The following is a 26,666-nucleotide window of genomic DNA, read 5'->3' as shown; positions in this document are numbered from 1 at the left end:
GTACTGGTGTCGGGGCGTCAACTTACCGGTGCGTAGGGAGAGGTCAATGGGTCCGGCGGGAACTGATCCCTCCTCAGCCCTCGACCCGGGCAGCCCTTTCGACGGCGTCCGCCAGCTCGCGTACCGCCTTGTCCTCCGTGGAGTCGGCCAACTCGTCGGCCCGGTCGGCGAGTCGGGTGAGGGAGGAGCGGTCCGGGAGGGCGGTCCAGCGGTGGTCGCCGTGGCGGAGGGCGTCGGCGAAGTACGCGGCCACCGCATCGACTTGGAAGCGGGCGGGCGCGGTCCACAGGTCGTCACCGAGGGCGCCGGTCTCCAGCTGGCCCGACCTCTCGTGCGGGGCGCGGGTGTCGGGGTCCAGCCAGCGGACGCTCGCGGTGGCGAGGTGACCGGAGGCGCCCGGCCTGGTGCGGACGGCGTAGAGCGCGGTGACCGTGTGGCCGGGGCCGACCTCGCCGCCGTCGACGCGGTCGTTGCGGAAGTCCTCGTCGGCGACCGTGCGGTTGTCGTAGCCGATGAGGCGGAACTCCCGCACGGTCTCCGGGTCGAAGGCGACCTGCGCCTTGGCGTCGCGGGCTGTCAGGTCGATGTTCTGCGGGAGTTGCTCGCAGAAGACCTTGCGGGCGTCGTCCTTGGTGGACACGTACGTCGTGTGGCCGTCGCCCTTGTCGGCGAGGCGCTCCATGAGGGCGTCGCCGTAGTCGCTGCCGACGCCGACACCGAAGAGGGTGATGCCGTGTTCGCGGCGGGCGCCGGAGATACGTTCGAGGATCGAGTCCGCGTCGGTGTCGCCGGTGTTGGCGAGCGCGTCCGAGATCAGGACGACCCGGTTGGTGGCGCCCTTGCGCAGGCCCTCGACGGCGATGTCGTAGCCGGTGCTCACGCCCGCGCCGAGGTTGGTCGACGAACGGGACTCCAGGCCGTCGATGGCGTCGTGGACGCGGCCTCGGTGGTCGCCGAGGCGGGTCATCGGCAGCACCAGCTCGGCCTCGTCGCTGAAGGTGACCAGGGCTACCGAGTCGTCGTCGCGCAGCCGGTCCGTCATCACGTCGAGGGAGTCCTTGGCCAGGTCGAGGCGGCCCGGTTCGTCCATGGAGCCGGAGACGTCGATGACGAAGGTGAGGGCGGCGGGCGGGCGTTCGCGGTCGTCCTCGGCGGCGCGGGTCGCGAGTCCGACCCGGACGAGCGACCAACCGTCCTCGTCCGTGCGGGCGCCGTCGACGGTGACCGAGAAGCCGTTGCCGTCCGGGCGTTCGTAGTCCTGCCGGAAGCTGTTGACGAACTCCTCGGGGCGCACGGTCGACGGGTCGGGCATGCGGCCGTCGGCGAGGGTGCGGCGGGCATAGCCGTACGAGGCGGTGTCCACGTCGAGGGCGAAGGTGGAGAGGTAGTCGGGGGAGGGCGCGATGTCCCGGTTCTCTTCGCCCTTCCGCTCGCCGTTCTGTTCGCCCTGCCCGGTGCCCGAGGGCTGGGCGGGGGCGGGCAGCGGGCCCGTGGCGCCGTCGCCGTACCTGTTCGCGCCCTTCGACGCGCCGCTGTGGTCCCCGCCGGCGCCGCTGCAACCGGTGAGCAGCAGGCCGCCCGCGACGGTGAGCGCGAGCAGTGCGCTCCGCAGCCGCCGTATGTGATCCGTCCCCATCCGTGCCCCCTCGGTCGGTCATCGGTCAGTCACCGGTGAACGGTGTCCAGTGATGTCTGGGGTTCGACATCTGTGACTGTGACGGCCGAGGAGGCCCGGATGTGCGGTACGGGGCGTTGCGGATGGATCTCGAAGCGGCCACGGAGAAGGGCTGTCGAGACCGGTAGGTGATCCTCCGGAGACCTACGACACGATGTCCTTGCGCCGGAAACCGCGGAAGGCCAGGGCGAACAGCACGAGCGCGTACGTTATCGAAATCGCCGTGCCCTGGATCATGCCTCCCCACTCCGGAGTGGGCTGGACGGCGTCGGCCCAGGCGAACTGCCAGTGCGCGGGCAGGAAGTCGCGCCAGTCGCCGAGGGCGGTGACGGCGTCCAGGACGTTCCCGACGATCGTCAGGCCGACGGCTCCGCCGACCGCGCCCAGGGGTGCGTCCGTCTTGGTCGACAGCCAGAACGCGAGCCCCGCGGTGACCAGTTGGGACACGAAGACGTACGCCACCACGATCAGCAGGCGCTGGGCCGCGGTGCCCGCGGAGAGCGCGCCGCCGGTGGGGATCTCCAGCGGACCCCAGCCGTAGGCCGCCGTACCGACCACCAGGGCGACGACCGGCAGCAGCACCATCGCGGCGAGGCTGAGGCCGAGCGCGACGGTGAGCTTGGACCACAGCAGGCGCGCCCTCGGCACGGGGGCGGCCAGCAGATAGCGCAGCGAGGACCAGCTCGCCTCGGAGGCGATCGTGTCCCCGCAGAACAGCGCGACGGGGATGACGAGGAGGAAGCCCGCGGAGACGAACAGGTTCACCGCGGCGAAGTTCGCGCCGGACGCGGTGGCCGTGTCCATCAGCGTCACCTGCCCGTTGCGCGCGCCGGGTTCGCCGCCGACGGCGAACGCGATGACCAGCACGAAGGGCAGCACCGCGAGGATCGCGCCCATGACGAGGGTGCGGCGCCGCTTCAACTGCCGGATCAGCTCGACGCGCAGCGGCAGGGTGCGCCGCGCGCGATAGCCGTCGGCCGTCTCGGCCCGCTCGACGAGCGTGCTCATGCGGCACCTCCGATCAGGGTGAGGAAGGCGTCTTCCAGACGGCGGTGGGGGCCCACCGACGCCACGGGCACTTCGAGCCGTACGAGCTCCACGACCAGGCGTTCCGCGCTTCCGTCGGGGTCGAGGCGGACCAGCAGCCCGCCCTCGGCGGCGACGGCCGAGGCCACGCCCGGCAGCGCGCCGACCTTCTCGACGACGGGCTCCTCCACGGGGGAGCCGGTGCCGATCAGCAGGGTGTCGCCGGAGCCCACGATCTCGGCGACCGGGCCCGCCTGGATGAGGCGGCCGCGGTCCATGACCACCAGGTGGGTGCATGACTGCTCGACCTCGGCGAGGAGGTGGCTGGAGACGATGACCGTGCGTCCCGCCGCCGCGTAGCGGATCATGACCTCGCGCATCTCGCGGATCTGCGGCGGGTCGAGGCCGTTGGTCGGTTCGTCGAGGATGAGGAGGTCCGGGAGGCCGAGCATCGCCTGGGCGATGGCGAGGCGCTGGCGCATGCCCTGGGAGTACGTGCGGACCGCGCGGGCCAGTGCGTCGCCGAGGCCCGCGATCTCCAGCGCCTCCTCCAGGTGGGCGTCCTCGGGCGGACGCCCGGTGGCCTGCCAGTACAGCTCCAGGTTCTCGCGTCCGGAGAGGTGCGGGAGGAAGCCCGCGCCCTCCACGAAGGCGCCGACGCGGGAGAGGACCGGCGCGCCGGGGCGGATCGCGTGGCCGAAGACGCGGATCTCGCCGCCGTCGGGCTTGATCAGACCCATGAGCATGCGAAGTGTCGTCGTCTTGCCCGCGCCGTTCGGCCCGAGCAGGCCCAGGACCTGGCCCTTCTCCACGCGGAACCCCAGGTCGCGCACCGCGTACCGGTCCGCCGACTTCGCGTACCGCTTGCTCAGGTCGGTGATCTGGAGCGGGACTTCGGCCAGCTCGGGGTCGGGCGCCGGGGTCGCCGTACGGCGTCGGCCCGTCAGCAGGAGGGCGAGGGCCAGGGCGGCTCCGGCGAGCGGCAGCCACCAGACCCAGGCGGGCAGCGGGGCCGCGGCGGTCGTCACACCGGGGGCGGTCGGGACGGTCAGGTCGCCCTTGAGGGAGACGGAGTACGTCGCCGGAGCGGCCGGGGACGCGTAGCCGAGGTCGGTGGAGGCGAGGACCAGGCGGAGCCGGTGGCCCTTCTGCACCTCGTGGTCGACGGCCGGGAGGGTGAGGGTGACGTCCTTGCCGGCCTTCGCGTTCTCGACGCGGACCGGGGCGACCAGCTGGGAGGGCAGCACCTGTTGTGTGCCGCCGGGGCCGACGTCGTACACCTTCCCGAAGAGGACCGCGTCGCCGGTGGACGACTTCACGTGCACCGTCGCCGTGGGCGAGCCGGTGATGCGCAGGTCGCGCGTCAGCGTCGCCGAGTCGAACTTCGCGAACTGGCCCGGGAAGTCGAGGGAGACTCCCACGCCGAGCGCCGACAGCTGGGAGAGGCCGCCGGAGCCGCCGAGGCCCGGCAGGGCGGAGATCGCGGGCGGGCTCGCCCCGGCCGGGTTCTGGAAGCTCTGCTCGCCGCCGGTCAGCGCGACCGTGTGCCCACCGCTGGACAGGCCCGGGTACGCGTCGCCGCTCGCGCCCCTCAACTGGGCGGCGCCGTCGGTGGAGTCGATGCCTCCGGTGCGGGTGACGCGGAAGGCGGGGCCGGTGTCCACGCCCGGCTCGTCCTTCAGGTAGCGGTCGAACCAGGAGCCGACACGGGCCTGGACGCGGTCCGCCTCCATGTCGCCGCCGTCGTGCCCGCCGGAGATCCAGTCGACGTCCACGGGTGCGCCGTTGGCACTGATCGCCTTGGCCATGGCGTCGGCCTGGCCGAGCGGGAAGAGGGAGTCGGACTGGCCCTGCACGATGAGGGTGGGCACCTTGATGCGGTCGGCGACGGCGGAGGGGCTGCGCTCCTCAAGGAGCTTCTCGGCCGCCGCGTCGGGCTTCCCGGACTCCGCGACCCGGTCGTACATGGTGCACAGCCGGGCCTCGAACCGGTCGCAGCCGCCGCCGGAGTTGATGAAGATCCCGGCCCAGAGCTTCTTGAAGACGCCGTTCGGGAACAGGGCGTCCGACAGGTTCCAGTACGTGATCGCGGGGGCGATCGCGTCCACCCGCCGGTCGTACCCGGCGGCCAGCAGCGAGATCGCCCCGCCGTACGAGCCGCCGGTGACGCCCACGCGCGGGTCGCCGGCCTTGTCGAGCCGGACCTCCGGGCGCTTGGCCAGCCAGTCGATGAGCTTCGAGACGTCGGCGACCTCGCCCTTCGGGTCGTTGAGGCCGATCTTCCCGGTGGACCTGCCGAAGCCGCGGGCCGACCAGGTCAGCACCGCATACCCGTCGCGGGCGAGCTTCTCCGCCTCGCCCTTCACATCGTCCTTGCTGCCGCCGAAGCCGTGCCCGAGGAGCACGGCGGGGCGGCGGCCCGAACCCGCGGTGAAGTACGACGTGTCGATCCGCACTCCGTCGCCGAGGGCCATCACACGGTCGGCGCGGTGCACGGGCGGGGCGTCGTCCGAGGCGACGGCCGTCCACGTGCCGACGCCCGCGAGCACGGCGACGGCGGCCGCGGCGGCGATCCAGCGCCGCGGTCCCCGCAGTGCGGGCCCACGCAGTCGGGGCAGTCGAAGATCCATGCGTCAACGGTACGGGCCGCCACCGACAACCGATGCAGCCGCCGGGTTGAACCCCTCGCCCTCCTGCGGGAGTACAGGACCCTCGCCGCATACCGCGGCCGTGGTACGAAGGTCGCATGGAGATTCGCCGCGCCACCACCGCCGACGAACTGTCCGCCGCCGAGCACCTCTTCGACAACCCGGTGCGCCCCGAGTGGGCCGAGCGCTTCCTGAGCACGGCCGGGCACCATCTCTTCCTCGCCTACGAGCACGACGCTCCCATCGGCTTCGTCAGCGGCGTCGAGACGGTCCACCCCGACAAGGGCACCGAGATGTTCCTGTACGAGCTGGGGGTCGCCGAGCCCTACCGGCGGCGGGGCACCGGCCGGGCGCTGATCGACACGCTCGCCGCCCTCGCCCGTGAGCACGGCTGTTACGGGATGTGGGTCGGCGTCGACACCGGCAACGACGTCGCCCTCGCCACCTACCGCAGCGCGGGTGGCAAGGACGACGGGACGTGCACGGTGGTGACGTGGGACTTCGGGTAGCCCCGGAGGCTTACGCCTGCACATCCTCCGGGATCGACACCAGCCAGCGGGTGTCGCGGCGCGGGCGCAGGTAGAAGGCCCAGTAGAGGGTGGCCACGGCGGTGATGCCGCCGGTCCACAGGAGGTACGTCGTCTCCTGCTGGCTGAGGATGTACGCGAGAACGGCGATCAGCAGGACCGGCACGGCGGGCCACAGCGGCATGCGCCAAGCGTGCGTGTGGCGGTGCCGGCCGCGGCGGGCGAGCAGGGCGGCCACCGCGACGAGCAGGTACATCGCCGTCACCGACACGCCCGTGACGCCGTACAGGGTGTCCAGGTTGACGAAGCAGAGGGCCGCGCCGGGGATGCCGACGAGGAGGGTGGCGACCCAGGGGGAGCCGAAGCGGCCGAGGCGGGACAGGCCCTTGTTGACGGGCTCGGGCCAGGCCTTGTCGCGGGCCGAGGCGAACAGCACGCGGGAGTTCTGGATGACCATGACGATGCCCGCGTTGATGATCGCGAGGGCCACGCAGAGGCTGACGAAGGTGCCGACGGCGGAGTTCGACCAGGCGGTGACCATGGAGCTGATGTCGCCGCCGGTCAGGGTCGACAGGTCGGAGGCGCCCATGGTGATCGCGACGACCGGGACCAGGATGATCACGGAGGAGATGGCGAGGGTGGCCAGCACCGTGCGGGCGACGTTGCGGCGCGGGTTCTCCAGCTCCTCGGAGAGGTAGACGGCGGTCGAGAAGCCCTGGGTGACGAAGAGAGCGATGGCGAGACCGGAGACGACCAGCATGGCCGTGACGGTGTCCGTGTGGCCACCGGAGCCCGCGACCTGCATGGAGACCAGGCTGCCCGCCCCGCGCTCGCTGTGGGCGAAGCCCAGGACCGCGACGACGGCCGCCGCGATGACCTCCAGGACCAGGAAGACGCCGGTGATCCAGGCGTTGGCGCGCAGGTCGAGCAGGCCCGCGAGGGTGGCGAGGAGCATGACGCCGGCGCCCGCCATGGACGCGTTGAGATGCACGATCGGCGCCAGGTAGTCCGCCGTGCCCATGGCGATCACCGGCGGCACGATCATGACGACCAGCAGGGAGAGCACGAAGACCAGCCAGCCCGCGAGCCGTCCGGCCAGCGTGGAGACCATGGCGTACTCGCCGCCCGCGCTGGGGATGAGGGTGCCCAGCTCCGAGTAGCAGAACGCCACGGCGATACAGAGCAGCGAGCCGATCGCGATGGTGAGGGCCGTCGCGGTGCCGAGCGAGCCGAAGAGGTCGGGCACGACCACGAAGAGCGTGGAGGCGGGGGTCACGCACGAGAGCGTGAGGAGGGTGCCGCCGACGATGCCTATGGAGCGCTTGAGCTTCTGGGGGTTCCCGGAGGCCGTGGGGGCGGCGTCCAGGACGGCGGTCTCGACAGGGCGGAGCGTGTCGGTCATGAAGCGGTTTCCGATCGACTCGTGCGTCAGGTGATTCGGTCGGGAGCGCTATCGCCTCCGGCGGCTCGCGTCGTACGTCATCTGGTCCGCTCCCGGTTGCCGAATGGAACCTCGACGAAAACCGTCACGTCAATGGCTGTTTACCTACGGAATCCGTTGACCAGAAGCCGCCCGACTGTCGTACGGGACGCAACTGGGCAGTGCGAGCGGTTCCTTCCGTCCCTACGAGAACCGCAGCGGGTGTCCGCAAAAAAATGCGGCCGTCCGCATTGCGGACGGCCGCAGAGGCCAGGCGGGTGACGCTCAGTGGTTGCGCGGGAAGCCCAGGTCGACGCCCGTCGGGGCCTCGGACGGGTCGGGCCAGCGGGTGGTGACGACCTTGCCGCGGGTGTAGAAGTGCGTGCCGTCGTTGCCGTAGATGTGGTGGTCGCCGAACAACGAGTCCTTCCAGCCGCCGAAGGAGTGGTAGCCGACGGGGACCGGGATCGGCACGTTCACGCCGACCATGCCGGCCTCGATCTCCAGCTGGAATCGGCGGGCGGCGCCGCCGTCCCGGGTGAAGATCGCGGTGCCGTTGCCGAACGGCGAGTTGTTGATGAGGGCCACGCCCTCCTCGTAGGTGTCCACGCGCAGCACGCACAGCACCGGGCCGAAGATCTCGTCCTTGTAGGCGTCCGAGGTGACCGGTACGCGGTCCAGGAGCGAGAGGCCGATCCAGTGGCCGTCCTCGTGGCCCTCGACGCGCAAGCCGGTGCCGTCGAGGACGACCTCGGAGCCCTGCGCGGCGGCGCCCGTCACGTACGAGGCGACCTTGTCGCGGTGGGCGGCGGTGATCAGCGGGCCCATCTCGGACGTCGGGTCGTTGCCGGGGCCGATCTTGATCTTCTCGGCGCGCTCCTTGATCTTCGCGACGAGCTCGTCGGCGATCGAGCCGACGGCGACGACGGCGGAGATCGCCATGCAGCGCTCGCCGGCCGAGCCGTACGCGGCGGAGACGGCCGCGTCGGCGGCCGCGTCCAGGTCGGCGTCCGGGAGGACCAGCATGTGGTTCTTGGCGCCGCCGAGCGCCTGCACGCGCTTGTGGTTCGCAGCGGCCGTGGTGTGGATGTGGCGGGCGATCGGGGTCGAGCCGACGAAGGAGACCGCCTTGACGTCCGGGTGCTCCAGGAGGCGGTCGACGGCGACCTTGTCACCGTGCACGACGTTGAAGACGCCGTCGGGCAGCCCGGCCTCCGCGAGCAGCTCGGCGACCTTCATCGCGGCCGACGGGTCCTTCTCGGAGGGCTTCAGCACGAAGGTGTTGCCGCACGCGATGGCGATCGGGAACATCCACATCGGCACCATCGCCGGGAAGTTGAACGGCGTGATGCCCGCGACGACACCGAGCGGCTGGCGGATCGAGGACACGTCGACCCGGGAGGCCACCTCGGTCGACAGCTCGCCCTTCAGCTGCACGGTGATCCCGCACGCCAGGTCGACGATCTCCAGGCCGCGGGCGACCTCACCGAGCGCGTCCGAGTGGACCTTGCCGTGCTCGGCCGTGATCAGCTCGGCGATCGCGTCGCGGTTGGCGTCGAGCAGTGCGCGGAACTTGAAGAGGATCGTGGTCCGCTTGGCCAGCGAGGACTGGCCCCAGGTCGCGTAGGCGTCCTTCGCCGCGGCTACCGCGGCGTCGACCTCGTCGACGCTCGCGAAGGCGACCTTCGTGGTGACCGCGCCGGTCGCCGGGTCGGTGACCGGCCCGTACGTACCCGACGCGCCCTCGACGGTCTTCCCGCCGATCCAGTGGTTGACGATCTTCGTCATGCCAGAAACTCCCTCACAGATGGCGGCGTCGGGTTGAGACGTGCCGGTCGTACTCCTCGCGTGCCTTGACCGCCGACGAACGGGTCGCGGTCTCGGCCACAGGTACATCCCACCAGGCCTGGGCCGGAGGCGCGCCCGACACAGTGTCTGCCGTTTCGGTCTCCACGTAGACACATGTGGGAGTGTCGGCGGCGCGCGCCTCGGCGAGGGCGGCGCGCAGGTCACGCACGGTCTTCGCGCGTAGGACGCGCATGCCCAGGCTGGCCGCGTTGGCGGCGAGGTCGACGGGCAGCGGCGCCCCCGTGTACGTACGGTCCCCTTCCTCGGAGCGGTAGCGGTACGCGGTGCCGTACCGCTCGCCTCCGACGCTCTCCGAGAGGCCGCCGATGGACGCGTACCCGTGGTTCTGCAGGATGACGACCTTGATCGCGATCCCCTCCTGCACCGCCGTGACGATCTCCGTCGGCATCATCAGATACGTGCCGTCGCCGACCAGCGCCCACACGGGACGGTCGGGTGCGGCGAGCCGCACTCCGATCGCGGCCGGGATCTCATAGCCCATGCACGAGTAGCCGTACTCGACGTGGTACTGGTCCCGGGACCGTGCCCGCCACAGTTTGTGCAGGTCACCGGGGAGCGAGCCGGCCGCGTTGATGAGGATGTCGTCCTCGGTGACCAGTTCGTCGAGCAGGCCGAGCACCTGCGGCTGGGTGGGCCGCAGGTCCGGGTCCTCGGCCTCGAACGCCGCGTCGACCCGGTACTCCCAGCGCTCCTTGTCCTCCGTGTACTCGGTGACGTACCCGGCCGCGGCCCGGTGCTCGTGCATGCGCAGCGCCACCGTCAGCTCCGCCAGGCCGCTGCGGGCGTCCGCGATCAGGGGCTGCCCGGCGAGCTTGTGGCCGTCGTACGGGGCGATGTTGACGTTGAGGAAGCGGACGCCGTCGCCGGTGAAGAGGGTGCCGGAGGCGGTGGTGAAGTCGGTGTACCGGGTGCCCACGCCGATCACCAGGTCGGCGGTGCGGGCCAGTTCGTCGGCGGTCGCCGTGCCGGTGTGGCCGACGGCGCCGACGTCCTGCGGGTGGTCGAAGCGCAGGGAGCCCTTGCCGGCCTGGGTGGAGGCGACCGGGATGCGGGTCGTGGCGGCCAACTCCGCGAGCGCCTCCTCGGCGCGGCTGTGGTGCACTCCGCCGCCGGCGACTATCAGCGGGCGGCGGGCCGCGCGGATCGCGGTGACGGCCTCGGCGAGCTCGTTCGGGTCGGGGCCCGGGCGGCGTACGGCCCAGGTCCGCTCGGCGAAGAACTCCTCCGGCCAGTCGTACGCCTCCGCCTGAACGTCCTGCGGGAGGGCGAGAGTCACGGCGCCGGTCTCGACGGGGTCGGTGAGCACGCGCATCGCCTGGAGGGCCGCGGGGATCAGCGCCTCGGGGCGGGTGACGCGGTCGAAGTACTTGGACACCGGGCGCAGGCAGTCGTTGACCGACACATCGCCGGCGTACGGCACTTCGAGCTGCTGGAGGACCGGGTCGGCGGGGCGGGTGGCGAAGATGTCGCCGGGGAGGAGCAGGACCGGGAGGTGGTTGATGGTGGCGAGGGCGGCGCCGGTGACCAGGTTGGTCGCGCCGGGGCCGATGGACGTGGTCACCGCGTGGGTGGAGAGGCGGCCCGACTGGCGCGCGTAGCCGACCGCCGCGTGCACCATGGCCTGTTCGTTGCGGCCCTGGTGGTAGGGCATGTCGTCGGCGTACTCGACGAGCGCCTGGCCGAGCCCGGCGACGTTTCCGTGGCCGAAGATGCCCCAGGTGGCGGCGATCAGCCGCTGCCGGGTGCCGTCGCGTTCGGTGTACTGGGCGGCGAGGAAGCGCACGAGCGCCTGCGCGACCGTGAGCCGGGTCGTCGAGGCGGTCGAGGTCGTCGGAGTCATCGGTATCCCTCTGCGCTTGTTACGTGGGCCGGGTGGAAGCAGATCCGCCACTGCCGCTCGTCTCCCGGCCCCGCCATCACGTTCAGGTAGTACATCGCGTGACCGGGCTGGGCGATGGACGGGCCGTGCCAGCCGTCGGGGACGAGGACGGCGTCGCCGGTGCGGACCTCGGCGAGGACGTCGGAACCGCCCTCACGCGCGGGAGATACGCGCTGATAGCCGAATCCGTTCGGACCGTCGATCTCGAAGTAGTAGATCTCCTCGAGTTCGGTCTCCTCGCCGGGGCGGTTCTCGTCGTGCTTGTGCGGCGGATACGAGGACCAGTTGCCGCCGGGGGTGATGACCTCGACGGCGATGAGCTTGTCGCAGTCGAAGGCGTCGGCGGAGGCGAAATTGCGCACCGTACGGGCGCAGTTGCCACTGCCTCGGTCTTCGACGGGGACCTCCGGCGCGGGGCCGTAGCGGGCGGGGAGTCGGCGCTCGCACTTCGCTCCTGCCAGGGCGAAGCGGCCTCCCGCGCCGGAGGCGATCAGAACCCGGGCGTCACGGGGCACGTACGCGAAGTCGGTGACCGACGCGAACACGCCTTCCCTGCCCAGGAGTTGGAACTCTGTACCCTCTGCGCCGCCCCCGGTGCCACCCTCTGTCCGCACGGTACAGCCACCGCTGAGGGGAAGCACGATCCACTCACTGTCACCGGTGGTGAAGGTGTGCGTGCCGTTCGGCTCCAACTCCACCACGCGCAGGCTGCAGTGGCTCCAGCCCGCGCGCTTGGGGTCGATGTCGACGGCGTAGTGCGGGCCCGCGGTGGCGCCCTTGGGGACGTACAGATCGTCGCTCGTGCGCTCATCGGTCATGCGCTCGTTGGTCATGCGGCCCTCACAGCAGTCCTACGGCGGTGTCCACGGCCGCGGCCACATCGCCGTCCGCCGGGTAGAGCAGTGAGCGTCCGACCACCAGACCCTGGACGGTGGGGAGTTGGAGGGCGCCGCGCCACTTCTCGTACGCGCCGCCCTGGTCCTCGCCGACGTCGCCGCCGAGCAGCACGGCGGGCAGCGTGGACGTCTCCATGACCTGGACCATGTCGTCGGGGTTCTCGGTGACGGGGACCTTCAGCCAGGTGTACGCCGAACTCCCGCCAAGGCCACTGGCGATGGCGATGGACTTGGTGACGGCCTCGGCGCGCAGGTCGTTGCGCAGGGCGCCCGTGTCGGGGTCGCGATAGCAGAGGAACGGCTCGACGAAGACGGGGAGTTGACGCTCGGCCATCTCGTCGATCACCCGGGCGGTGGATTCCATGGTGCGCAGGGAGCCCGGGTCGTCGTAGTCGATACGGAGCAGGAGCTTGCCCGCGTCGAAGCCGAGCCGCCGGATGTCCTGCGGGCGGTGCCCGGTGAACCGGTCGTCCAACTCGAAGGAGGCTCCCGCCAGTCCGCCGCGGTTCATGGACGCGATGACCACCTTGTGGTCGAGCGCGCCGAGCAGCAGCAGGTCGTCGAGGACGTCGGCGCTGGCCAGCACGCCGTCCACGCCCGGGCGGGAGAGCGCGAGGCAGAGCCGCTCCAGGAGGCCGGCCCGGTTCGCCATCGCCAGCTTCCGGTCGCCGACGGCCAGGGCGCCGCGCGCCGGGTGGTCCGCGGCGATGATCATCAGCCGGCCGGCGTCTCCGAGGAGAGGCCGGCGCGGGCGGCGGGCGGCCGCCTCGGCGATGGCTTCGGGGTGGTGGGTGCGGGTGCGGACCAGGGACGCCAGGTCGACGGTGCGGGGCGGCCCGGGCGGGGCCGGGGTGCCCGAGATACCGCCGCCCGCTCCTGAGACGTGGCCCGCCCTCACCGGACCGCCCCCGCCGCCAGCGCCTCCTCGACCTCCGCCGGGGTCGGCATCGCGGAGGAGCACTCCAGGCGGGACGCGACGATGGCGCCCGCGGCGTTCGCGTGCCGCATGATGCGCTCCAGGTCCCAGCCGGCGAGCAGGCCGTGGCAGAGGGAGCCGCCGAACGCGTCGCCGGCGCCCAGGCCGTTGAGGACCTTCACCGGGAGGGGCGGGACCTCGGCCGTCGTACCGTCGCGGTGCACGGCGAGGACACCCTTCGGCCCCTGCTTCACCACCGCGAGTTCCACACCGGCGTCGAGCAGCGCGCGGGCCGCGGTGTGCGGGTCGCGCTCACCGGTGGCGACCTCGACCTCGTCCACGTTGCCGACGGCGACCGTGGTGTGGCGCAGGGCCTCGGCGTAGAAGGGGCGGGCCGAGGCCGGGTCCTTCCAGAACATGGGACGCCAGTCGAGGTCGAAGACCGTCGCAGCGGCCTTGGCGCGGTGGGCCAGCGCCGCGAGGGTCGCCGTGCGGCTGGGCTCCTCGCTCAGGCCGGTGCCCGTCATCCAGAAGACGCGGGCCTCGCGGAGCGCGTCCAGGTCCAGGTCGTGTGCGTCGATCTCCAGGTCCGGGGCCTTGGGCTGCCGGTAGAAGTACAGCGGGAAGTCGTCCGGCGGGAACACCTCGCAGAACGTGACCGGCGTCGGCAGGCCCGGCACCGGGGTCACCCAGCGGTCGTCCACGCCGAAGTCGCGCAGCGCCTCGTGGAGGTACGTGCCGAAGGGGTCGTCGCCCGTCCGTGTGACCACCGCCGTGCGCCGGCCGAGGCGGGCCGCGGCCACCGCCACGTTCGTCGCCGAACCGCCGAGGAACTTCCCGAAGGACGACACCTGCGGCAGCGGCACGCCCGTCTGCAACGGGTACAGATCCACACCGATCCGTCCCATGGTGATCAGGTCGTACGCCATCGACTTCCCTTCGCCTTCCCCTCGCTGCCGCTGTCCCCTGGTCTAGTCGTCCGCGGGGAGCCCTGTCAATGTTTTGTCCAGACATTCGGACCAGAGCTTGACACCTCTCCTGGTCGGCCGGAAGCTGACGCCCATGACGTCGTTGTCACCCCAGTCATCGCCCGCGTCCTCGCCTCGGCCATCGTCTCCGTCCTCGCCTCAGTCCTCACTGTCCCGCATCCGGGTCGGTTCGGCTCCCGACTCCTGGGGGGTCTGGTTCCCCGACGACCCGCGGCAGGTGCCGTGGCGGCGGTTCCTCGACGAGGTCTCCGCGTCCGGGTACGAGTGGATCGAGCTCGGCCCGTACGGCTATCTGCCCACCGATCCGGCCGTGCTGAGGGACGAGACCGCGCGGCGCGGGCTCACCGTGTCCGCCGGCACCGTCTTCACGGGGCTGCACCGTGGGCCGGACGTGTGGGAGTCCACCTGGGCGCACGTCTCGGACATCGCGGCGCTCACCCAGGCGATGGGCGCCTCGCACCTCGTCGTCATCCCCGCCTTCTGGCGCGACGACAAGACCGGCGAGGTCCTGGAGGACAGCACGCTGACGCCGGCGCAGTGGCGGCACCTCACCACCCAGACCGAGCGGCTCGCGCACGAGGTGCGGGAGCGGTACGGGCTGCGGATCGTCGTCCACCCGCACGCCGACACGCACATCGACAGCGAGGAGAACGTCGTCCGTTTCCTCGACGCAGCGGACTCGTCGCTGGTGTCGCTGTGCCTGGACACCGGGCACTACGCCTACTGCGGCGGCGACAGCGTCAAGCTGATCGAGACGTACGGGGAGCGGATCGGGTACCTCCACCTCAAGCAGGTGGACCCGGCGATCCTGGCCCGGGTGCGGGCCGAGGAGATGCCGTTCGGGCCCGCGGTGGCGAAGGGCGTGATGTGCGAGCCGCCGTCCGGGGTGCCCGCGCTGGAGCCGGTGCTCGCGGCGGCACAGAAGCTGGACGTCGACCTCTTCGCGATCGTCGAGCAGGACATGTACCCGTGCGAGCCGGACAAGCCGCTGCCGATCGCTCAGCGGACGCGGGCGTTCCTGAGGTCGTGCGGGGCGTAACTTTCCTGAGGTCGTGGCCTTCCCGAGGCCGTGTGGCGCGCTGCACGATGAGCGCATGACGAGTGCGGTACGGCTCCGTTCGGGGCAGGGGCCCGGCGGCTCCTGGGAGACGGCCGTCGCGCTGCCCGATCCGCGGCTGCGGCCCGGCGTGATCAGCTACCGCGGGATCCGGCTCGCCCTGAACCGGCCGCGGCGCAGGCTGGAGGCGCCGATCGGCGCGGCGACGCTGCTGCTCGGCTTCGAGGAGCCCGTCCGCATCTCCCGCGGGAGCCGGCCCCCGGTCACGCTCGTCTCGGTGTACTCCGGACCGGCCACCACCGCGGCCCTCGGCGAGCACGGCGGCCGGATCTCCGGCATCGAGGTCCTGCTCGCGCCGTGGGCCGCGTTCACCCTCTTCGGCACGGACCAGCACGAGTTGGCGGACCGGGTCGTGGACCCGGACGACCTGCCGCACGCCCTCGGTGCGCGCCGCGGCACTTCACGCTGGTCGAGCGTCGGCGAACTCTCCGCCGCGCTCGCCGCGTTGCCGACCTGGACGGCCCGGTTCGGGCTCCTCGACGATGTGTTCACCCGCTGGTCGGCGGCGGGAACGCCCAGCTCTGTCCGGGTGGTGCGGGCCTGGTCGGAGCTGCTGCGGACGGGGGGCGCGATGCCGGTGCCGCAGCTCGCCGACGAAGTCGGGTGGGGCGTACGGCAGTTGGAGAGCCGTTTCCGGGAGCAGATCGGGCTCGGCCCCAAGGCCGCGGCCCGCGTGCTGCGGCTGCAACGGGCCCGGCGGCTGCTCGCGGGCGGACGGTCGCAGGCCGATACGGCGGCGGCCTGCGGGTTCTACGACCAGGCGCACCTGAGCGGGGAGTTCCGGGCGATGACCGGGTGCACGCCTCGGGAGTTCACGCTCGCACGCGGGGCGACGCCGTCCGTCGCGCCTCCCGGGCCGCCGGGGAACGACCGGATGGCGGGCGAGGCCACGAGTCTTGTGCTCTCACCTGATCGGAGTGCGGTTTTTTCCAAGACCGGCGCGGGGGGCTGACGGCACGCTGATGCCTCCGGCAGAGGGGGAGCCGGCCGTGGGCCGGGCCGGGCCCGGCGCAGCGGGTCCGGTCCACCCGGGGCTCGGGTTCAGCTCTGCCCGTACGGCGCCCGGGGTTTGCCCCCTCCCTTGGCTCCACCTGGGCCTCTTTTGCACGTGAACCCGCGCTGCCCGCTGTGCCCGGGTGGACACAGCGGCAACTACTGCCGTTTGCGTCGCTCCTGTCACAAATAACCCACCCCTGTCACACATGTCCCGTGTACGCGGGTCTTGGGTCACACCCGGTCTACAGGGGCTTCCCGGCGCTCACTCTGTGTCGTTCAACGGGCACAGGCTTTGTGATCGCCAGCGCAGCGCCCGGCTCCCCCGACGGCCGTCCTCGGCCGCCGCCGCGACGCGCGCAGGGAGGTGCCACTCATGACCGACCGTAGGCTCTGGTCGTACAAGGAGATCGCGGCGCACATCAAGGTGCAGCCGGACACCGTGAGGTCGTACCGCAAACACGGACTGCTGCCCGCGCCCGACCATGTGGAGGGCGGGAAGCCCTACTGGTACGCCGACACCGTGCGGGCCTGGGTCGCCTCCCGGCCCGGCAACCGCGGCCGCAGAGAAGACTGAGTCCGCCTCCCGCCACCCACTCCTGTGCCCCACCCTCGCGTGGGGCACAGCCTTATTCGTTTGCCGGTACGCCCGTACGCCGCCGAAGATCACCGGATGAACTTCTCCGTCAAGCCAGTCCTCACCGGTGAGCTGACCGTGCTGCGGCCGTTCACCGAGGACGACGCGGCCGGGATCGCCGAGATCATCGACGACCCCGAGGTCATCCGCTTCACCTTCGACTCGTCCACCGAACTCACCCTGGAGCGGCTGCGCTCCTGGTACGGCTCCCGCAGCGCGCAGACCGACCGGCTCGACCTCGCCGTGACGGACCGCAGCACCGGTGAACTCCTCGGCGAGGTCGTCCTCTACGAGTGGGATGCCGAGAGTCGTTCCTGCACGTTCCGCACGCTCATCGGCCCGCGCGGGCGCGGCCGCGGCATCGGCACCGAGGCGACCCGGCTGATCGTCGGGTACGGCATCGAGCAACTGGGCCTGCACCGGATCCAGTTGGAGGCGTACGCCGACAACCACCGGGCTCTGCGCGTGTACGAGAAGGTCGGGTTCGTGGTGGAGGGCGTACGGCGGGAGGTTCAGGTGCGCGACGGCGAGTGGGCCGACGAGGTGCTGATGGCGGTCCTCGACCACGAGTGGGCCATCCACCGCGGACACCCTAACGTCGGCCCGGTCAGCTCCACGGTTCGATGACCGTGACGCCCGCCCCGGGCGCCGTTCCCATCGCCGCCAGCGCGGCGGGGGCCGCGTCGAGGGTGATGGCCGAGGTCACCAGCAGGTCGGGGCGCAGTACTCCGGCGGTCACGAGTTCCAGCATCGACGGGTAGGCGTGCGCCGCCATGCCGTGGCTGCCCAGGACTTCCAGTTCCAGGCCGATCACCCGGGACATGGGGACGGGGCTGGAACCCGTCGGCGAGGGGAGCAGGCCGACCTGGACGTGGCGGCCGCGGCGGCGCAGTCCGTTCACCGAGGCCGCGCAGGTGCCGGGCGAGCCCAGGGCGTCGAGGGAGAGGTGGGCGCCGCCCCCGGTCAGTTCGCGTACGGCCTCCGCCGTGTCCTCGACGCCCCCGGCGTCCACGCACTCCGCGGCCCCGAACTTCCTTGCCAGGTCGAGGGCTTGAGGTGACACGTCGACGGCGACCACCCGCGCCCCGGAGGCCGCCGCGATCATCACCGCCGACAGTCCTACGCCCCCGCAGCCGTGCACGGCCACCCACTCCCCCGGCGCCACCCTGCCCTGCGCGACCACCGCCCGGAACGCCGTCGCGAACCGGCAGCCCAGCGCCGCCGCCGTCCCGTAGGACAGCTCGTCCGGCAGTTCGACGAGGTTCACGTCGGCGTGCTCCAGCGCCACGTACTGCGCGAACGATCCCCAGTGCGTGAAGCCCGGCTGGGTCTGCTTCTCGCACACCTGCTGGTCACCGGCGGCGCAGGACGGGCAGCTGCCGCAGGCGCACACGAACGGGACGGTGACCCGGTCGCCGGGGTACCAGCGCTCGACCCGGGCGCCCACCGACTCGACGACCCCGGCGAGTTCGTGCCCGGGCACGTGCGGCAGCGTGATGTCCGGGTCGTGGCCCATCCAGCCGTGCCAGTCGCTCCGGCACAGCCCCGTGGCCTCCACCCGGACCACGACACCGTGCTCCGCGGGCTCCGGGTCCGCGACCTCGCGCACCTCGGCCGGCTCCCCGTACCGCTCGAACACCACTGCCCGCATCCGTCTCGCCCCTCAGTCCGGAGATCGACACCGTCCGGAGGAACGCTAGGACCTGTTGCCGGTTCCTGTCCTCCAGGTCGGCGAGGTCGGCGGGCTTGGTCCGGATGCCGCTCCCGGACTGCGACATAGTCGACATTCGCCATAGGGTGCGGACAAATCACCACACGACGCGTACGTGAGACGTACGCGACCTGCCGAGCCCGAGGGATGTGACGTGACCCAGTCTCCGCCGCCCGGCGCGCCCCGAGCCCGCATTCCCGGACCGCAGCAGCCCCCGGCGCCGTACCCCCGGATCCGTGCCGGACTGTGGCGGCAGTGCCTGGGCGGCGGGCTCGCGCTCTGGGTGCTGACCGCGGCCGTCACGTACGCGACGAAGAACACGACCCTCCTGCCGACGCTGATCCTGCTCGGCGGCTTCCTGGTCCCGGTCACCTTCGTGCTGTGGGCGTACGAGCGGCACGGCCGCGATCTGGGCGTGCATCTGATCCTCGGCTGCTTCCTGGTCGGCGGGACGCTGGGGGTGCTGGGCGCGTCGGTGATGGAGTACTACCTGCTGCATCCCTCGCTGGGGATGTACGTCGGCGTCGGGCTGATCGAGGAGGCGGCGAAGCTCGGGGCGCTGATGTTCGTGCTGCGCCGGCAGACCCGCATCCGGGGGCTGCGGGCGGGGCTGGTGCTCGGCGCGACCGTCGGGTTCGGCTTCGCGGCGCTGGAGAGTTCCGGGTACGCGTTCAACGCGGCCGTCTCGATGAAGGGCGTGGACCTGCGCGCGCTCCTGGAGACCGAGATCCTGCGCGGGGTGCTCGCCCCCTTCGGGCACGGTCTGTGGACCGCGATCTCGGGTGCCGTCCTGCTGGCGTACCGCCGCCCGAACGGGCGCTTCCGCCTCGCCGCGCCGGTCCTCGCCACCTACCTGGGCGTCTCACTGCTGCACGCTCTGTGGGACTCGACGCACGGCATCGCGATCTGGCTGGTGGCGCGGCTGGCCGGCGCGGGGCTCGACCGGAACCTCTTCGCGCAGGGCTACATCCCGACGCCGTCCGACGAGCAGGAACACCTCTTCACGATGTTCTCGGTGGGCGGGCTGGTCCTCGTCTCACTGGCCGGGGTGGCCTGGGTGCGGTCGCTGGCCCGCCGCGACCCCTCTTGGAGAAATACCCCCTAGGGGTATAGTGTGGCGAGCATGGGGCAGGGACCCTGGACCCCGGGAGTCCCTTCCGTCCCACGTACGCACGCCACACACGCCTCGATGAGGAGTAACGCCATGACCGCGCAGACCGACACCACCGGCTCCGTCACGACCGTCTACCGGGTGAGCGGGATGAGCTGTGGGCACTGTGAGGGCTCCGTCTCCGGCGAGATCGCCGAGATCGCCGGTGTCAGCTCGGTGAAGGCCGTCGCCTCGACCGGCGAGGTCACCGTCGTCTCCGCCGCGCCGCTCGACGAGGAGGCCGTCCGCGCCGCCGTCGACGAGGCCGGCTTCGAGCTCGTCAGCAAGGCCTGAGCACCTCCGTCGCCCTCACGACGGGCGGACGCAGAACTCCACACCGGGCCGTACCGACCAGCTGATACTGACTCCGTGCGGCCCGGTTCACTCACTGGAGCCGGACATGACCACCGCAGTACCCGAGAGCGCAGCACCCGAGAGCCCCATAGCGGCGACCGCCCCGACCGCCGAGGTCGAGCTCGCCATCGGCGGAATGACCTGCGCCTCCTGCGCGGCCCGCGTCGAGAAGAAGCTCAACCGGATGGACGGCGTCACCGCCACGGTGAACTTCGCGACGGAGAAGGCGAAGGTCTCCTACCCCGAGGGGGTACAGGTCGCCGATCTCATCGCCACCGTCGTGAGGACGGGCTACACGGCCGAGGAGCCCCCGCCGCCGACAGTCGCGCACGAGGAAGAGGCGGCACCCGCCGAGGACCCCGAACTGGCCTCCCTGCGCGAGCGTCTCACCGTCTCCGTCCTGCTCGCCGTTCCCGTCATCCTGATGGCGATGGTCCCGGCCCTGCAGTTCGACAACTGGCAGTGGCTGTCGCTGACGCTCGCCGCGCCCGTCGTCGTCTGGGGCGGACTGCCGTTCCACCGAGCCGCGTTCACCAACGCCCGGCACGGCGCGGCCACCATGGACACCCTCGTCTCGGTCGGCACGCTCGCCGCCTTCGGCTGGTCCCTGTGGGCGCTGTTCTTCGGCGACGCGGGGATGGCGGGCATGAAGGACGGCTTCGAGTTCACCGTCTCCCGAACGGACGGCGCGTCGTCGATCTACCTCGAAGTCGCCTCCGGTGTCGTCGCGTTCATCCTGCTCGGCCGCTATCTGGAGGCCCGCTCCAAGCGCCGCGCCGGCGCCGCCCTCAAGGCACTGCTCGAACTGGGCGCCAAGGACGTGTCGGTGCTCAGGGGAGGTCGTGAAGTACGCGTCCCGGTCAGCCAGTTGGCCGTCGGCGACCGCTTCGTCGTACGGCCCGGCGAGAAGATCGCCACCGACGGCACGGTCGTCGAGGGGGCTTCGGCGGTGGACGCCGCCATGCTGACCGGCGAGTCGGTGCCGGTCGACGTCTCGGTGGGCTCCACGGTGACCGGCGCGACGGTGAACGCCGGGGGCCGGCTCGTCGTCGAGGCCACCCGCGTCGGCGCCGACACCCAGCTCGCCCGCATGGCACGCCTCGTCGAGGACGCGCAGAACGGCAAGGCCGAGGTGCAGCGCCTCGCCGACCGGATCTCCGGGATCTTCGTGCCGGTGGTGCTGGTGCTCGCGCTCGCCACCTTCGGGGTGTGGATCGGCGTCACCGGTGACACGGTCGCCGCGTTCACCGCCGCCGTCGCGGTGCTGATCATCGCCTGCCCGTGCGCGCTGGGCCTCGCCACGCCGACCGCCCTCATGGTCGGCACGGGCCGCGGCGCCCAACTCGGCATCCTCATCAAGGGCCCCGAGGTCCTGGAGTCCACCCGCCGCGTCGACACCGTCGTCCTGGACAAGACCGGGACGGTGACGACCGGCCGGATGACCCTCCATGAGGTCTACGTCGCCGAGGGCCTCGAAGGCGTCGACGAGAAGGAGCTCCTACGGGTCGCAGGCGCCCTTGAGCACGCCTCCGAGCACCCGATCGCCCAGGCGGTCGCCGCGGGCGCCGAGGAGCGCACAGGAGCCCTTCCTGCGGTCGAGCAGTTCGAGAACGTGCCCGGCCTCGGCGTGCGCGGGCGCGTGGACGGGCGCGAGGTGACCGTGGGGCGGCTCGTCGACGTGCTTCCCAAGGAACTGGCCCGGGCCAAGGCCGCGGCCGAGACGGAGGGGCGTACGGCCGTCGTGGTCGCCCGGGACGGGGTGGCACTCGGTGTCCTGACGGTCGCCGACGCGATCAAGGAGACCAGCGCCGAGGCCGTACGGCGGCTGCGGGCGCTCGGTCTCACGCCGGTGCTGCTCACCGGGGACAACCGGGCCGTCGCCGAGGCGGTCGCCCGAGCCGTCGGGATCGACGCCGGGAATGTGTTCGCCGAGGTACTGCCGCAGGACAAGGTCGACGTGGTCAAGAGGTTGCAGGGCGAGGGCCACAGCGTCGCGATGGTCGGTGACGGCGTCAACGACGCGGCCGCGCTCGCCACCGCCGACCTGGGCCTGGCCATGGGCACCGGCACCGACGCGGCGATCGAGGCGAGCGATCTGACGCTTGTGCGCGGGGACCTCCGGGTGGCCGCGGACGCGATCCGGCTGTCGCGCAGGACCCTCTCCACCATCAAGGGAAACCTGGTCTGGGCCTTCGGATACAACGTGGCCGCGCTGCCGCTGGCCGCGGCCGGGCTGCTGAACCCGATGATCGCGGGCGCCGCGATGGCCTTCTCCTCGGTGTTCGTGGTGACGAACAGCCTTCGGCTCAGGGCATTCTCATGACGACGAAGTAAGAGTCCCCCTAGAGTCGAGCCGAAGCCTCACATAAGCTCTTCACAAGGCTCGCGCATCTTCCTTACGCTTGGGTCTCGATTGACGTTTTGGGTCCCTTGCGTATCTTCAGGACATATGCAAGAGACGCAGATCACAGTGATGCGAACGTAACCATCGAAGGGGTTCGTGAGTCTAAGTTGGCGATGTCAGAAGCGTCTTGGGGGGCGTGACTGACATCTGGGGATGTCTTGGGGGACGTTCCCGGAAATTGCGTTGCCGGGACGCGTACACAGGGGAGCTTTGAGCGGCCCTCCCGTCGTACGGGTCCCGGCAGATCGCACCGCAGTACCGCAGTACCGGAGCACAGCGAGTTTTGCTCGTTTTGCTCACAGCGATTCAGGCGCTGTCCACAGACGCCCGGCCGGATCCCGTGGGGGGAATCCGCACCGGGACAAGGAAAGCGCCCCGACTGCCAGCCCGTGGGGGGACTGGTAGCGGGGCGCTTTCCGTATTTTTTTGGGGCTCGGTTCGCCTCCGGGGCGCAGAAGCCTGTGTCGAGACGGCGATCGTGCTCGACCCTCCTTCGTCGGGCCTCCGCGCTCCCCCACTCTCGACTTCGCTCGAGCGGGAGGGACCCCCATGCCCTCTCGACACAGGCGCGCCCCTTCGGCTCACTCGCCGAGGCAAGCTGCAGTGAAGGGGCGGCAGACCCGGTTGTTACAAGGTCAACGTGCCTCGACGGGCACGAAGTCGCGCAGGACCTCGCCCGTGTAGATCTGGCGCGGGCGGCCGATACGGGAACCCGGCTCCTTGATCATCTCGTGCCACTGGGCGATCCAGCCCGGGAGGCGGCCGAGGGCGAACAGGACCGTGAACATCTCGGTCGGGAAGCCCATGGCGCGGTAGATCAGGCCCGTGTAGAAGTCCACGTTGGGGTAGAGGTTGCGCGAGACGAAGTAGTCGTCGGAGAGCGCGTGCTCCTCCAGCTTGAGCGCGATGTCCAGCAGCTCGTCGGACTTGCCGAGGGCGGAGAGGACGTCGTGCGCCGCGGCCTTGATGATCTTGGCGCGCGGGTCGAAGGACTTGTACACCCGGTGGCCGAAGCCCATCAGGCGGACGCCGTCCTCCTTGTTCTTCACCTTGCGGATGAAGGAGTCGACGTCGCCGCCGTTGGCCTGGATGCCTTCCAGCATCTCCAGGACGGACTGGTTGGCGCCGCCGTGCAGCGGGCCCCAGAGCGCGGAGATGCCGGCGGAGATCGACGCGAACATGTTGGCCTGCGACGAACCGACCAGGCGGACCGTCGAGGTCGAACAGTTCTGCTCGTGGTCCGCGTGCAGGATCAGCAGCTTGTCCAGCGCGGAGACGACGACCGGGTCGAGGTCGTAGTCCTGCGCCGGGACCGAGAAGGTCATGCGGAGGAAGTTCTCGACGTACCCGAGGTCGTTGCGCGGGTAGACGAAGGGGTGGCCGATCGACTTCTTGTACGCGTACGCGGCGATCGTCGGAAGCTTGGCGAGCAGCCGGATCGTCGAGAGGTTGCGCTGCTTCTCGTCGAACGGGTTGTGGCTGTCCTGGTAGAACGTGGACAGCGCGGAGACGACCGAGGACAGCATCGCCATCGGGTGGGCGTCGCGCGGGAAGCCGCGGTAGAAGTTCTTGACGTCCTCGTGCAGCAGGGTGTGCTGCGTGATCTCACCCTTGAACGTGGAGAGCTCGTCGACCGTCGGCAGCTCACCGTTGATCAGGAGGTAGGCCACCTCCAGGAACGTCGAGCGCTCGGCGAGCTGCTCGATCGGGTAGCCGCGGTAGCGGAGGATGCCCTGCTCACCGTCGAGATAGGTGATCGCGGATTTATACGCGGCGGTGTTGCCGTACCCGCTGTCCAGCGTCACCAGCCCGGTCTGGGCGCGGAGCTTCCCGATGTCGAAGCCCTTGTCGCCGACGGTGCTGTCGATCACCGGGTAGGTGTACTCGCCATCGCCGAACCGCAGTACTACAGAGTTGTCGCTCACGTCATCCCTCACCGACGTTGTGCCTCTTCTTCGAGGTGCCCTGACTGTCTCTACCATCCCCCATTCGGCCCTGAAGAGTGCACTGGGGGTCGACCATTGGGCCTATTGGCGGCACTCAGTGCCGCCAACCTTCTCATCCTGCCCCCCTTCGCAGCGGTTGTGGAAGTGCTCTGTGACCTTTACGACTCGTTTGATCGATCATTTTTCGCGATGCCTCCACAGACAGGCGTCGGAGGGGGTCGATCAGCGGTCGAGAGGGCAGGGGGAGAGCCGGAAGTCCAGCGCCGTGCACCGCCGTCCGGCGGACACCGTGCGGACTGCCTGACCTATGGCTTTGCGTGAACCGACGAGGACGACCAGCTTCTTGGCGCGGGTCACCGCCGTGTAGAGCAGGTTCCGCTGGAGCATCATCCACGCTCCGGTGGTGACCGGGATCACCACCGCCGGATACTCACTGCCCTGGGAGCGGTGGATCGTCACCGCGTAGGCATGGGCCAGCTCGTCGAGTTCGTCGAACTCGTACGCCACCTCCTCGTCCTCGTCCGTCAGCACCGTCAGGCGCTGCTCTTCCGGATCGAGGGAGGTCACCACGCCCACGGTGCCGTTGAACACACCGTTCTTGCCCTTCTCGTAATTGTTGCGAATCTGGGTGACCTTGTCGCCGACCCGGAAGACACGGCCGCCGAAGCGCTTCTCGGGGAGCCCCGGCCGGGCCGGTGTGATCGCCTGCTGGAGCAGGCCGTTCAGCGCGCCCGCGCCCGCCGGGCCCCGGTGCATCGGCGCCAGCACCTGAACGTCGCGCCGCGGATCGAGGCCGAACTTGGCCGGAATCCGCCGTGCCGCCACATCGACGGTGAGCCGGCCGGCCTCCTCGGTCTCGTCCTCGACGAAGAGGAAGAAGTCCTTCATGCCGTCGGTGACCGGGTGCTGCCCGGAGTTGATCCGGTGCGCGTTGGTGACCACACCGGACTGCTGGGCCTGGCGGAAGACCTTGGTCAGGCGGACCGCCGGGACCGGGCCGCCGTCGGCGAGCAGGTCGCGCAGCACCTCCCCCGCGCCGACGCTGGGCAGCTGGTCGACATCCCCGACGAAGAGCAGATGGGCGCCCGGGGGCACCGCCTTGGCCAGCTTGTTGGCGAGGAGCAGGTCGAGCATCGACGCCTCGTCGACGACCACCAGGTCCGCTTCCAGGGGGCGGTCCTTGTCGTACGCCGCGTCGCCGCCCGGCTTCAGCTCCAGGAGCCGGTGCACGGTGGAGGCCTCGGCCCCGGTGAGTTCCGCGAGGCGCTTGGCGGCGCGGCCGGTGGGAGCGGCGAGGACGACCCTGGCCTTCTTGGCGCGGGCCAGCTCCACGATCGAGCGGACCGTGAAGGACTTGCCGCAGCCCGGACCGCCGGTGAGGACGGCGACCTTCTTGGTGAGCGCGAGCCGGACGGCTTCCTCCTGCTCGGGGGCCAGCTCCGCCCCCGTACGCCCCTTGAGCCAGGTCAGCGCCTTGTCCCAGGCCACGTCGTGGAAGCCGGGCATCCGGTCCTCTGCGGTGCGCAGCAGGCGCAGCAGCTGGGCGGAGAGGGAGAGTTCGGCGCGGTGGAAGGGGACCAGGTAGATGGCGGTCACGGGCCCGCCGTCGGGGCCCGGCACCCTCTCCCGTACGACTCCGGGGTCCTCGCCCTCCGCCGGGGGCGCCGCCAGCTCGGCGAGGCACTCGATGACCAGGCCGGTGTCTACCTGGAGGAGCTTCACCGCGTCGGCGATCAGCTGCTCCTCGGGGAGGAAGCAGTGGCCCTGGTCGGTGGACTGCGAAAGGGCGTACTGGAGGCCTGCCTTGACGCGCTCGGGGCTGTCGTGCGGGATGCCGACGGACTGGGCGATCTTGTCGGCGGTGAGGAAGCCGATGCCCCAGACGTCGGAGGCCAGGCGGTAGGGCTGGTTCTTGACGACGGAGATCGACGCGTCGCCGTACTTCTTGTAGATGCGCACCGCGATCGACGTCGACACCTCGACGGTCTGGAGGAAGAGCATGACCTCCTTGATCGCCTTCTGTTCCTCCCAGGCGTCGGCGATCTTCTTGGTGCGCTTGGGGCCGAGGCCGGGGACCTCGATCAGCCGCTTCGGCTCCTCCTCGATGATCTGCAGGGTGTCGATGCCGAAGTGCTGGGTGATGCGGTCGGCGAAGACCGGGCCGATGCCCTTGACCAGGCCGGAGCCGAGATAGCGGCGGATGCCCTGGACGGTGGCCGGCAGGACGGTCGTGTAGTTCTCCACGGTGAACTGCTTGCCGTACTGCGGATGCGAGCCCCAACGGCCCTCCATGCGCAGGGACTCCCCCACCTGGGCACCGAGGAGCGAGCCCACGACGGTGAGCAGGTCGGCGGCGCCTCGGCCGGTGTCCACCCGGGCGACCGTGTACCCGTTCTCCTCGTTCGCGTACGTGATGCGCTCCAGTACGCCCTCCACCACCGCCAGGTTCACCTGCCGGGTGGTCCCCGCCTGATTGGACATGATCCGACGCTACCGCCGACGACTGACA

At 70.9% G+C, this 26,666-nt stretch carries 20 protein-coding genes; 8 read left to right on the top strand and 12 right to left on the bottom strand.

Features of this window, described 5'->3' with window-relative positions:
* Positions 1–73: 73 nt before the first annotated feature.
* The 3 genes from AB5J56_RS28890 to AB5J56_RS28880 all read right to left on the bottom strand — a co-directional run bounded on the left by AB5J56_RS28890 (position 74) and on the right by AB5J56_RS28880 (position 5,331).
* Entirely contained in the window at positions 74–1,636 is a 1,563-nt protein-coding gene (locus AB5J56_RS28890; RefSeq protein ID WP_369236516.1) for a von Willebrand factor type A domain-containing protein, read from the bottom strand.
* Between the two features lie 183 nt (positions 1,637–1,819).
* Entirely contained in the window at positions 1,820–2,683 is an 864-nt protein-coding gene (locus tag AB5J56_RS28885) for an ABC transporter permease (protein ID WP_369236514.1), read from the bottom strand.
* A complete protein-coding gene (locus AB5J56_RS28880; RefSeq protein ID WP_369236512.1) occupies positions 2,680–5,331 on the bottom strand; it encodes an alpha/beta fold hydrolase in 2,652 nt (883 codons plus the stop codon). Before AB5J56_RS28880 ends, AB5J56_RS28885 begins: the two co-directional genes overlap by 4 nt.
* A gap of 116 nt (positions 5,332–5,447) precedes the next feature.
* Between AB5J56_RS28880 and AB5J56_RS28875 the strand changes: the two genes are divergently transcribed.
* On the top strand, positions 5,448–5,858 hold the full coding sequence (locus tag AB5J56_RS28875; protein WP_369236510.1) for an N-acetyltransferase family protein: 411 nt from the start codon (positions 5,448–5,450) through the stop codon (positions 5,856–5,858).
* Between the two features lie 10 nt (positions 5,859–5,868).
* On the opposite strand, the gene AB5J56_RS28870 is transcribed toward AB5J56_RS28875, so the two are convergent.
* The 6 genes from AB5J56_RS28870 to iolC form a co-directional block, all read right to left on the bottom strand.
* A complete protein-coding gene (locus AB5J56_RS28870) occupies positions 5,869–7,278 on the bottom strand; it encodes an APC family permease (protein WP_369236508.1) in 1,410 nt (469 codons plus the stop codon).
* 303 nt (positions 7,279–7,581) lie between these two features.
* Complete coding sequence (mmsA, locus tag AB5J56_RS28865) at positions 7,582–9,084, bottom strand: CoA-acylating methylmalonate-semialdehyde dehydrogenase (RefSeq protein ID WP_369236506.1); 1,503 nt, start codon at positions 9,082–9,084, stop codon at positions 7,582–7,584.
* Positions 9,085–9,097: 13 nt separating this feature from the next.
* Entirely contained in the window at positions 9,098–11,005 is a 1,908-nt protein-coding gene (gene iolD / locus AB5J56_RS28860; protein WP_369236504.1) for a 3D-(3,5/4)-trihydroxycyclohexane-1,2-dione acylhydrolase (decyclizing), read from the bottom strand.
* Positions 11,002–11,877, bottom strand: a complete 876-nt coding sequence (gene iolB, locus AB5J56_RS28855; protein ID WP_369236502.1) for a 5-deoxy-glucuronate isomerase — start codon at positions 11,875–11,877, stop codon at positions 11,002–11,004. The genes iolD and iolB overlap by 4 nt, the downstream gene beginning before the upstream one ends.
* A 7-nt stretch (positions 11,878–11,884) precedes the next feature.
* A complete protein-coding gene (locus AB5J56_RS28850; RefSeq protein WP_369242855.1) occupies positions 11,885–12,802 on the bottom strand; it encodes a deoxyribose-phosphate aldolase in 918 nt (305 codons plus the stop codon).
* Between the two features lie 32 nt (positions 12,803–12,834).
* Positions 12,835–13,785, bottom strand: coding sequence for a 5-dehydro-2-deoxygluconokinase (gene iolC, locus AB5J56_RS28845; protein WP_369236500.1), 951 nt, complete (start codon positions 13,783–13,785; stop codon positions 12,835–12,837).
* A gap of 133 nt (positions 13,786–13,918) precedes the next feature.
* On the opposite strand from iolC, the gene AB5J56_RS28840 reads away from it, so the two are divergent.
* From AB5J56_RS28840 to AB5J56_RS28825, 4 genes are all read left to right on the top strand, one after another.
* Positions 13,919–14,884 carry a sugar phosphate isomerase/epimerase family protein gene (locus AB5J56_RS28840; RefSeq protein WP_369236498.1) on the top strand — a complete coding sequence of 322 codons (966 nt, stop codon included), beginning with the start codon at positions 13,919–13,921 and terminating at the stop codon, positions 14,882–14,884.
* Between the two features lie 55 nt (positions 14,885–14,939).
* On the top strand, positions 14,940–15,914 hold the full coding sequence (locus AB5J56_RS28835) for a helix-turn-helix domain-containing protein (protein ID WP_369236496.1): 975 nt from the start codon (positions 14,940–14,942) through the stop codon (positions 15,912–15,914).
* Positions 15,915–16,331: 417 nt separating this feature from the next.
* Positions 16,332–16,532: a helix-turn-helix transcriptional regulator gene (locus AB5J56_RS28830; protein ID WP_369236494.1), complete on the top strand. Its 201-nt coding sequence runs from the start codon at positions 16,332–16,334 to the stop codon at positions 16,530–16,532.
* A gap of 96 nt (positions 16,533–16,628) precedes the next feature.
* Entirely contained in the window at positions 16,629–17,219 is a 591-nt protein-coding gene (locus AB5J56_RS28825) for a GNAT family N-acetyltransferase (protein ID WP_369236492.1), read from the top strand.
* Here the strand turns inward: AB5J56_RS28825 and AB5J56_RS28820 are convergent.
* Positions 17,200–18,243: a zinc-dependent alcohol dehydrogenase family protein gene (locus AB5J56_RS28820; RefSeq protein WP_369236490.1), complete on the bottom strand. Its 1,044-nt coding sequence runs from the start codon at positions 18,241–18,243 to the stop codon at positions 17,200–17,202. The two genes, AB5J56_RS28825 and AB5J56_RS28820, sit on opposite strands and share 20 nt — an antisense overlap.
* Before the next feature lie 214 nt (positions 18,244–18,457).
* Between AB5J56_RS28820 and AB5J56_RS28815 the strand changes: the two genes are divergently transcribed.
* The 3 genes from AB5J56_RS28815 (at position 18,458) to AB5J56_RS28805 (ending at position 22,130) form a co-directional block, all read left to right on the top strand.
* Positions 18,458–19,408: a PrsW family intramembrane metalloprotease gene (locus AB5J56_RS28815; protein ID WP_369236488.1), complete on the top strand. Its 951-nt coding sequence runs from the start codon at positions 18,458–18,460 to the stop codon at positions 19,406–19,408.
* Between the two features lie 99 nt (positions 19,409–19,507).
* Positions 19,508–19,747, top strand: coding sequence for a heavy-metal-associated domain-containing protein (locus AB5J56_RS28810; RefSeq protein WP_369236486.1), 240 nt, complete (start codon positions 19,508–19,510; stop codon positions 19,745–19,747).
* A gap of 106 nt (positions 19,748–19,853) precedes the next feature.
* Positions 19,854–22,130 carry a heavy metal translocating P-type ATPase gene (locus tag AB5J56_RS28805; protein ID WP_369236485.1) on the top strand — a complete coding sequence of 759 codons (2,277 nt, stop codon included), beginning with the start codon at positions 19,854–19,856 and terminating at the stop codon, positions 22,128–22,130.
* 716 nt (positions 22,131–22,846) lie between these two features.
* Here AB5J56_RS28805 and AB5J56_RS28800 read toward each other — a convergent pair.
* Both AB5J56_RS28800 and AB5J56_RS28795 read right to left on the bottom strand, forming a co-directional pair.
* Positions 22,847–24,136, bottom strand: coding sequence for a citrate synthase (locus tag AB5J56_RS28800; RefSeq protein ID WP_369236483.1), 1,290 nt, complete (start codon positions 24,134–24,136; stop codon positions 22,847–22,849).
* Positions 24,137–24,379: 243 nt separating this feature from the next.
* Complete coding sequence (locus AB5J56_RS28795) at positions 24,380–26,638, bottom strand: ATP-dependent RecD-like DNA helicase (RefSeq protein ID WP_369236481.1); 2,259 nt, start codon at positions 26,636–26,638, stop codon at positions 24,380–24,382.
* Between the last annotated feature and the right edge of the window lie 28 nt (positions 26,639–26,666).

Origin of the sequence: Streptomyces sp. R21 (assembly GCF_041051975.1) — a bacterium.
In the GTDB taxonomy this organism is placed as follows: Bacteria; Actinomycetota; Actinomycetes; order Streptomycetales; family Streptomycetaceae; genus Streptomyces.
The sequence above is the reverse complement of the archived record's forward strand: the minus strand, read 5'-3'. Positions and strand labels throughout refer to the sequence as shown.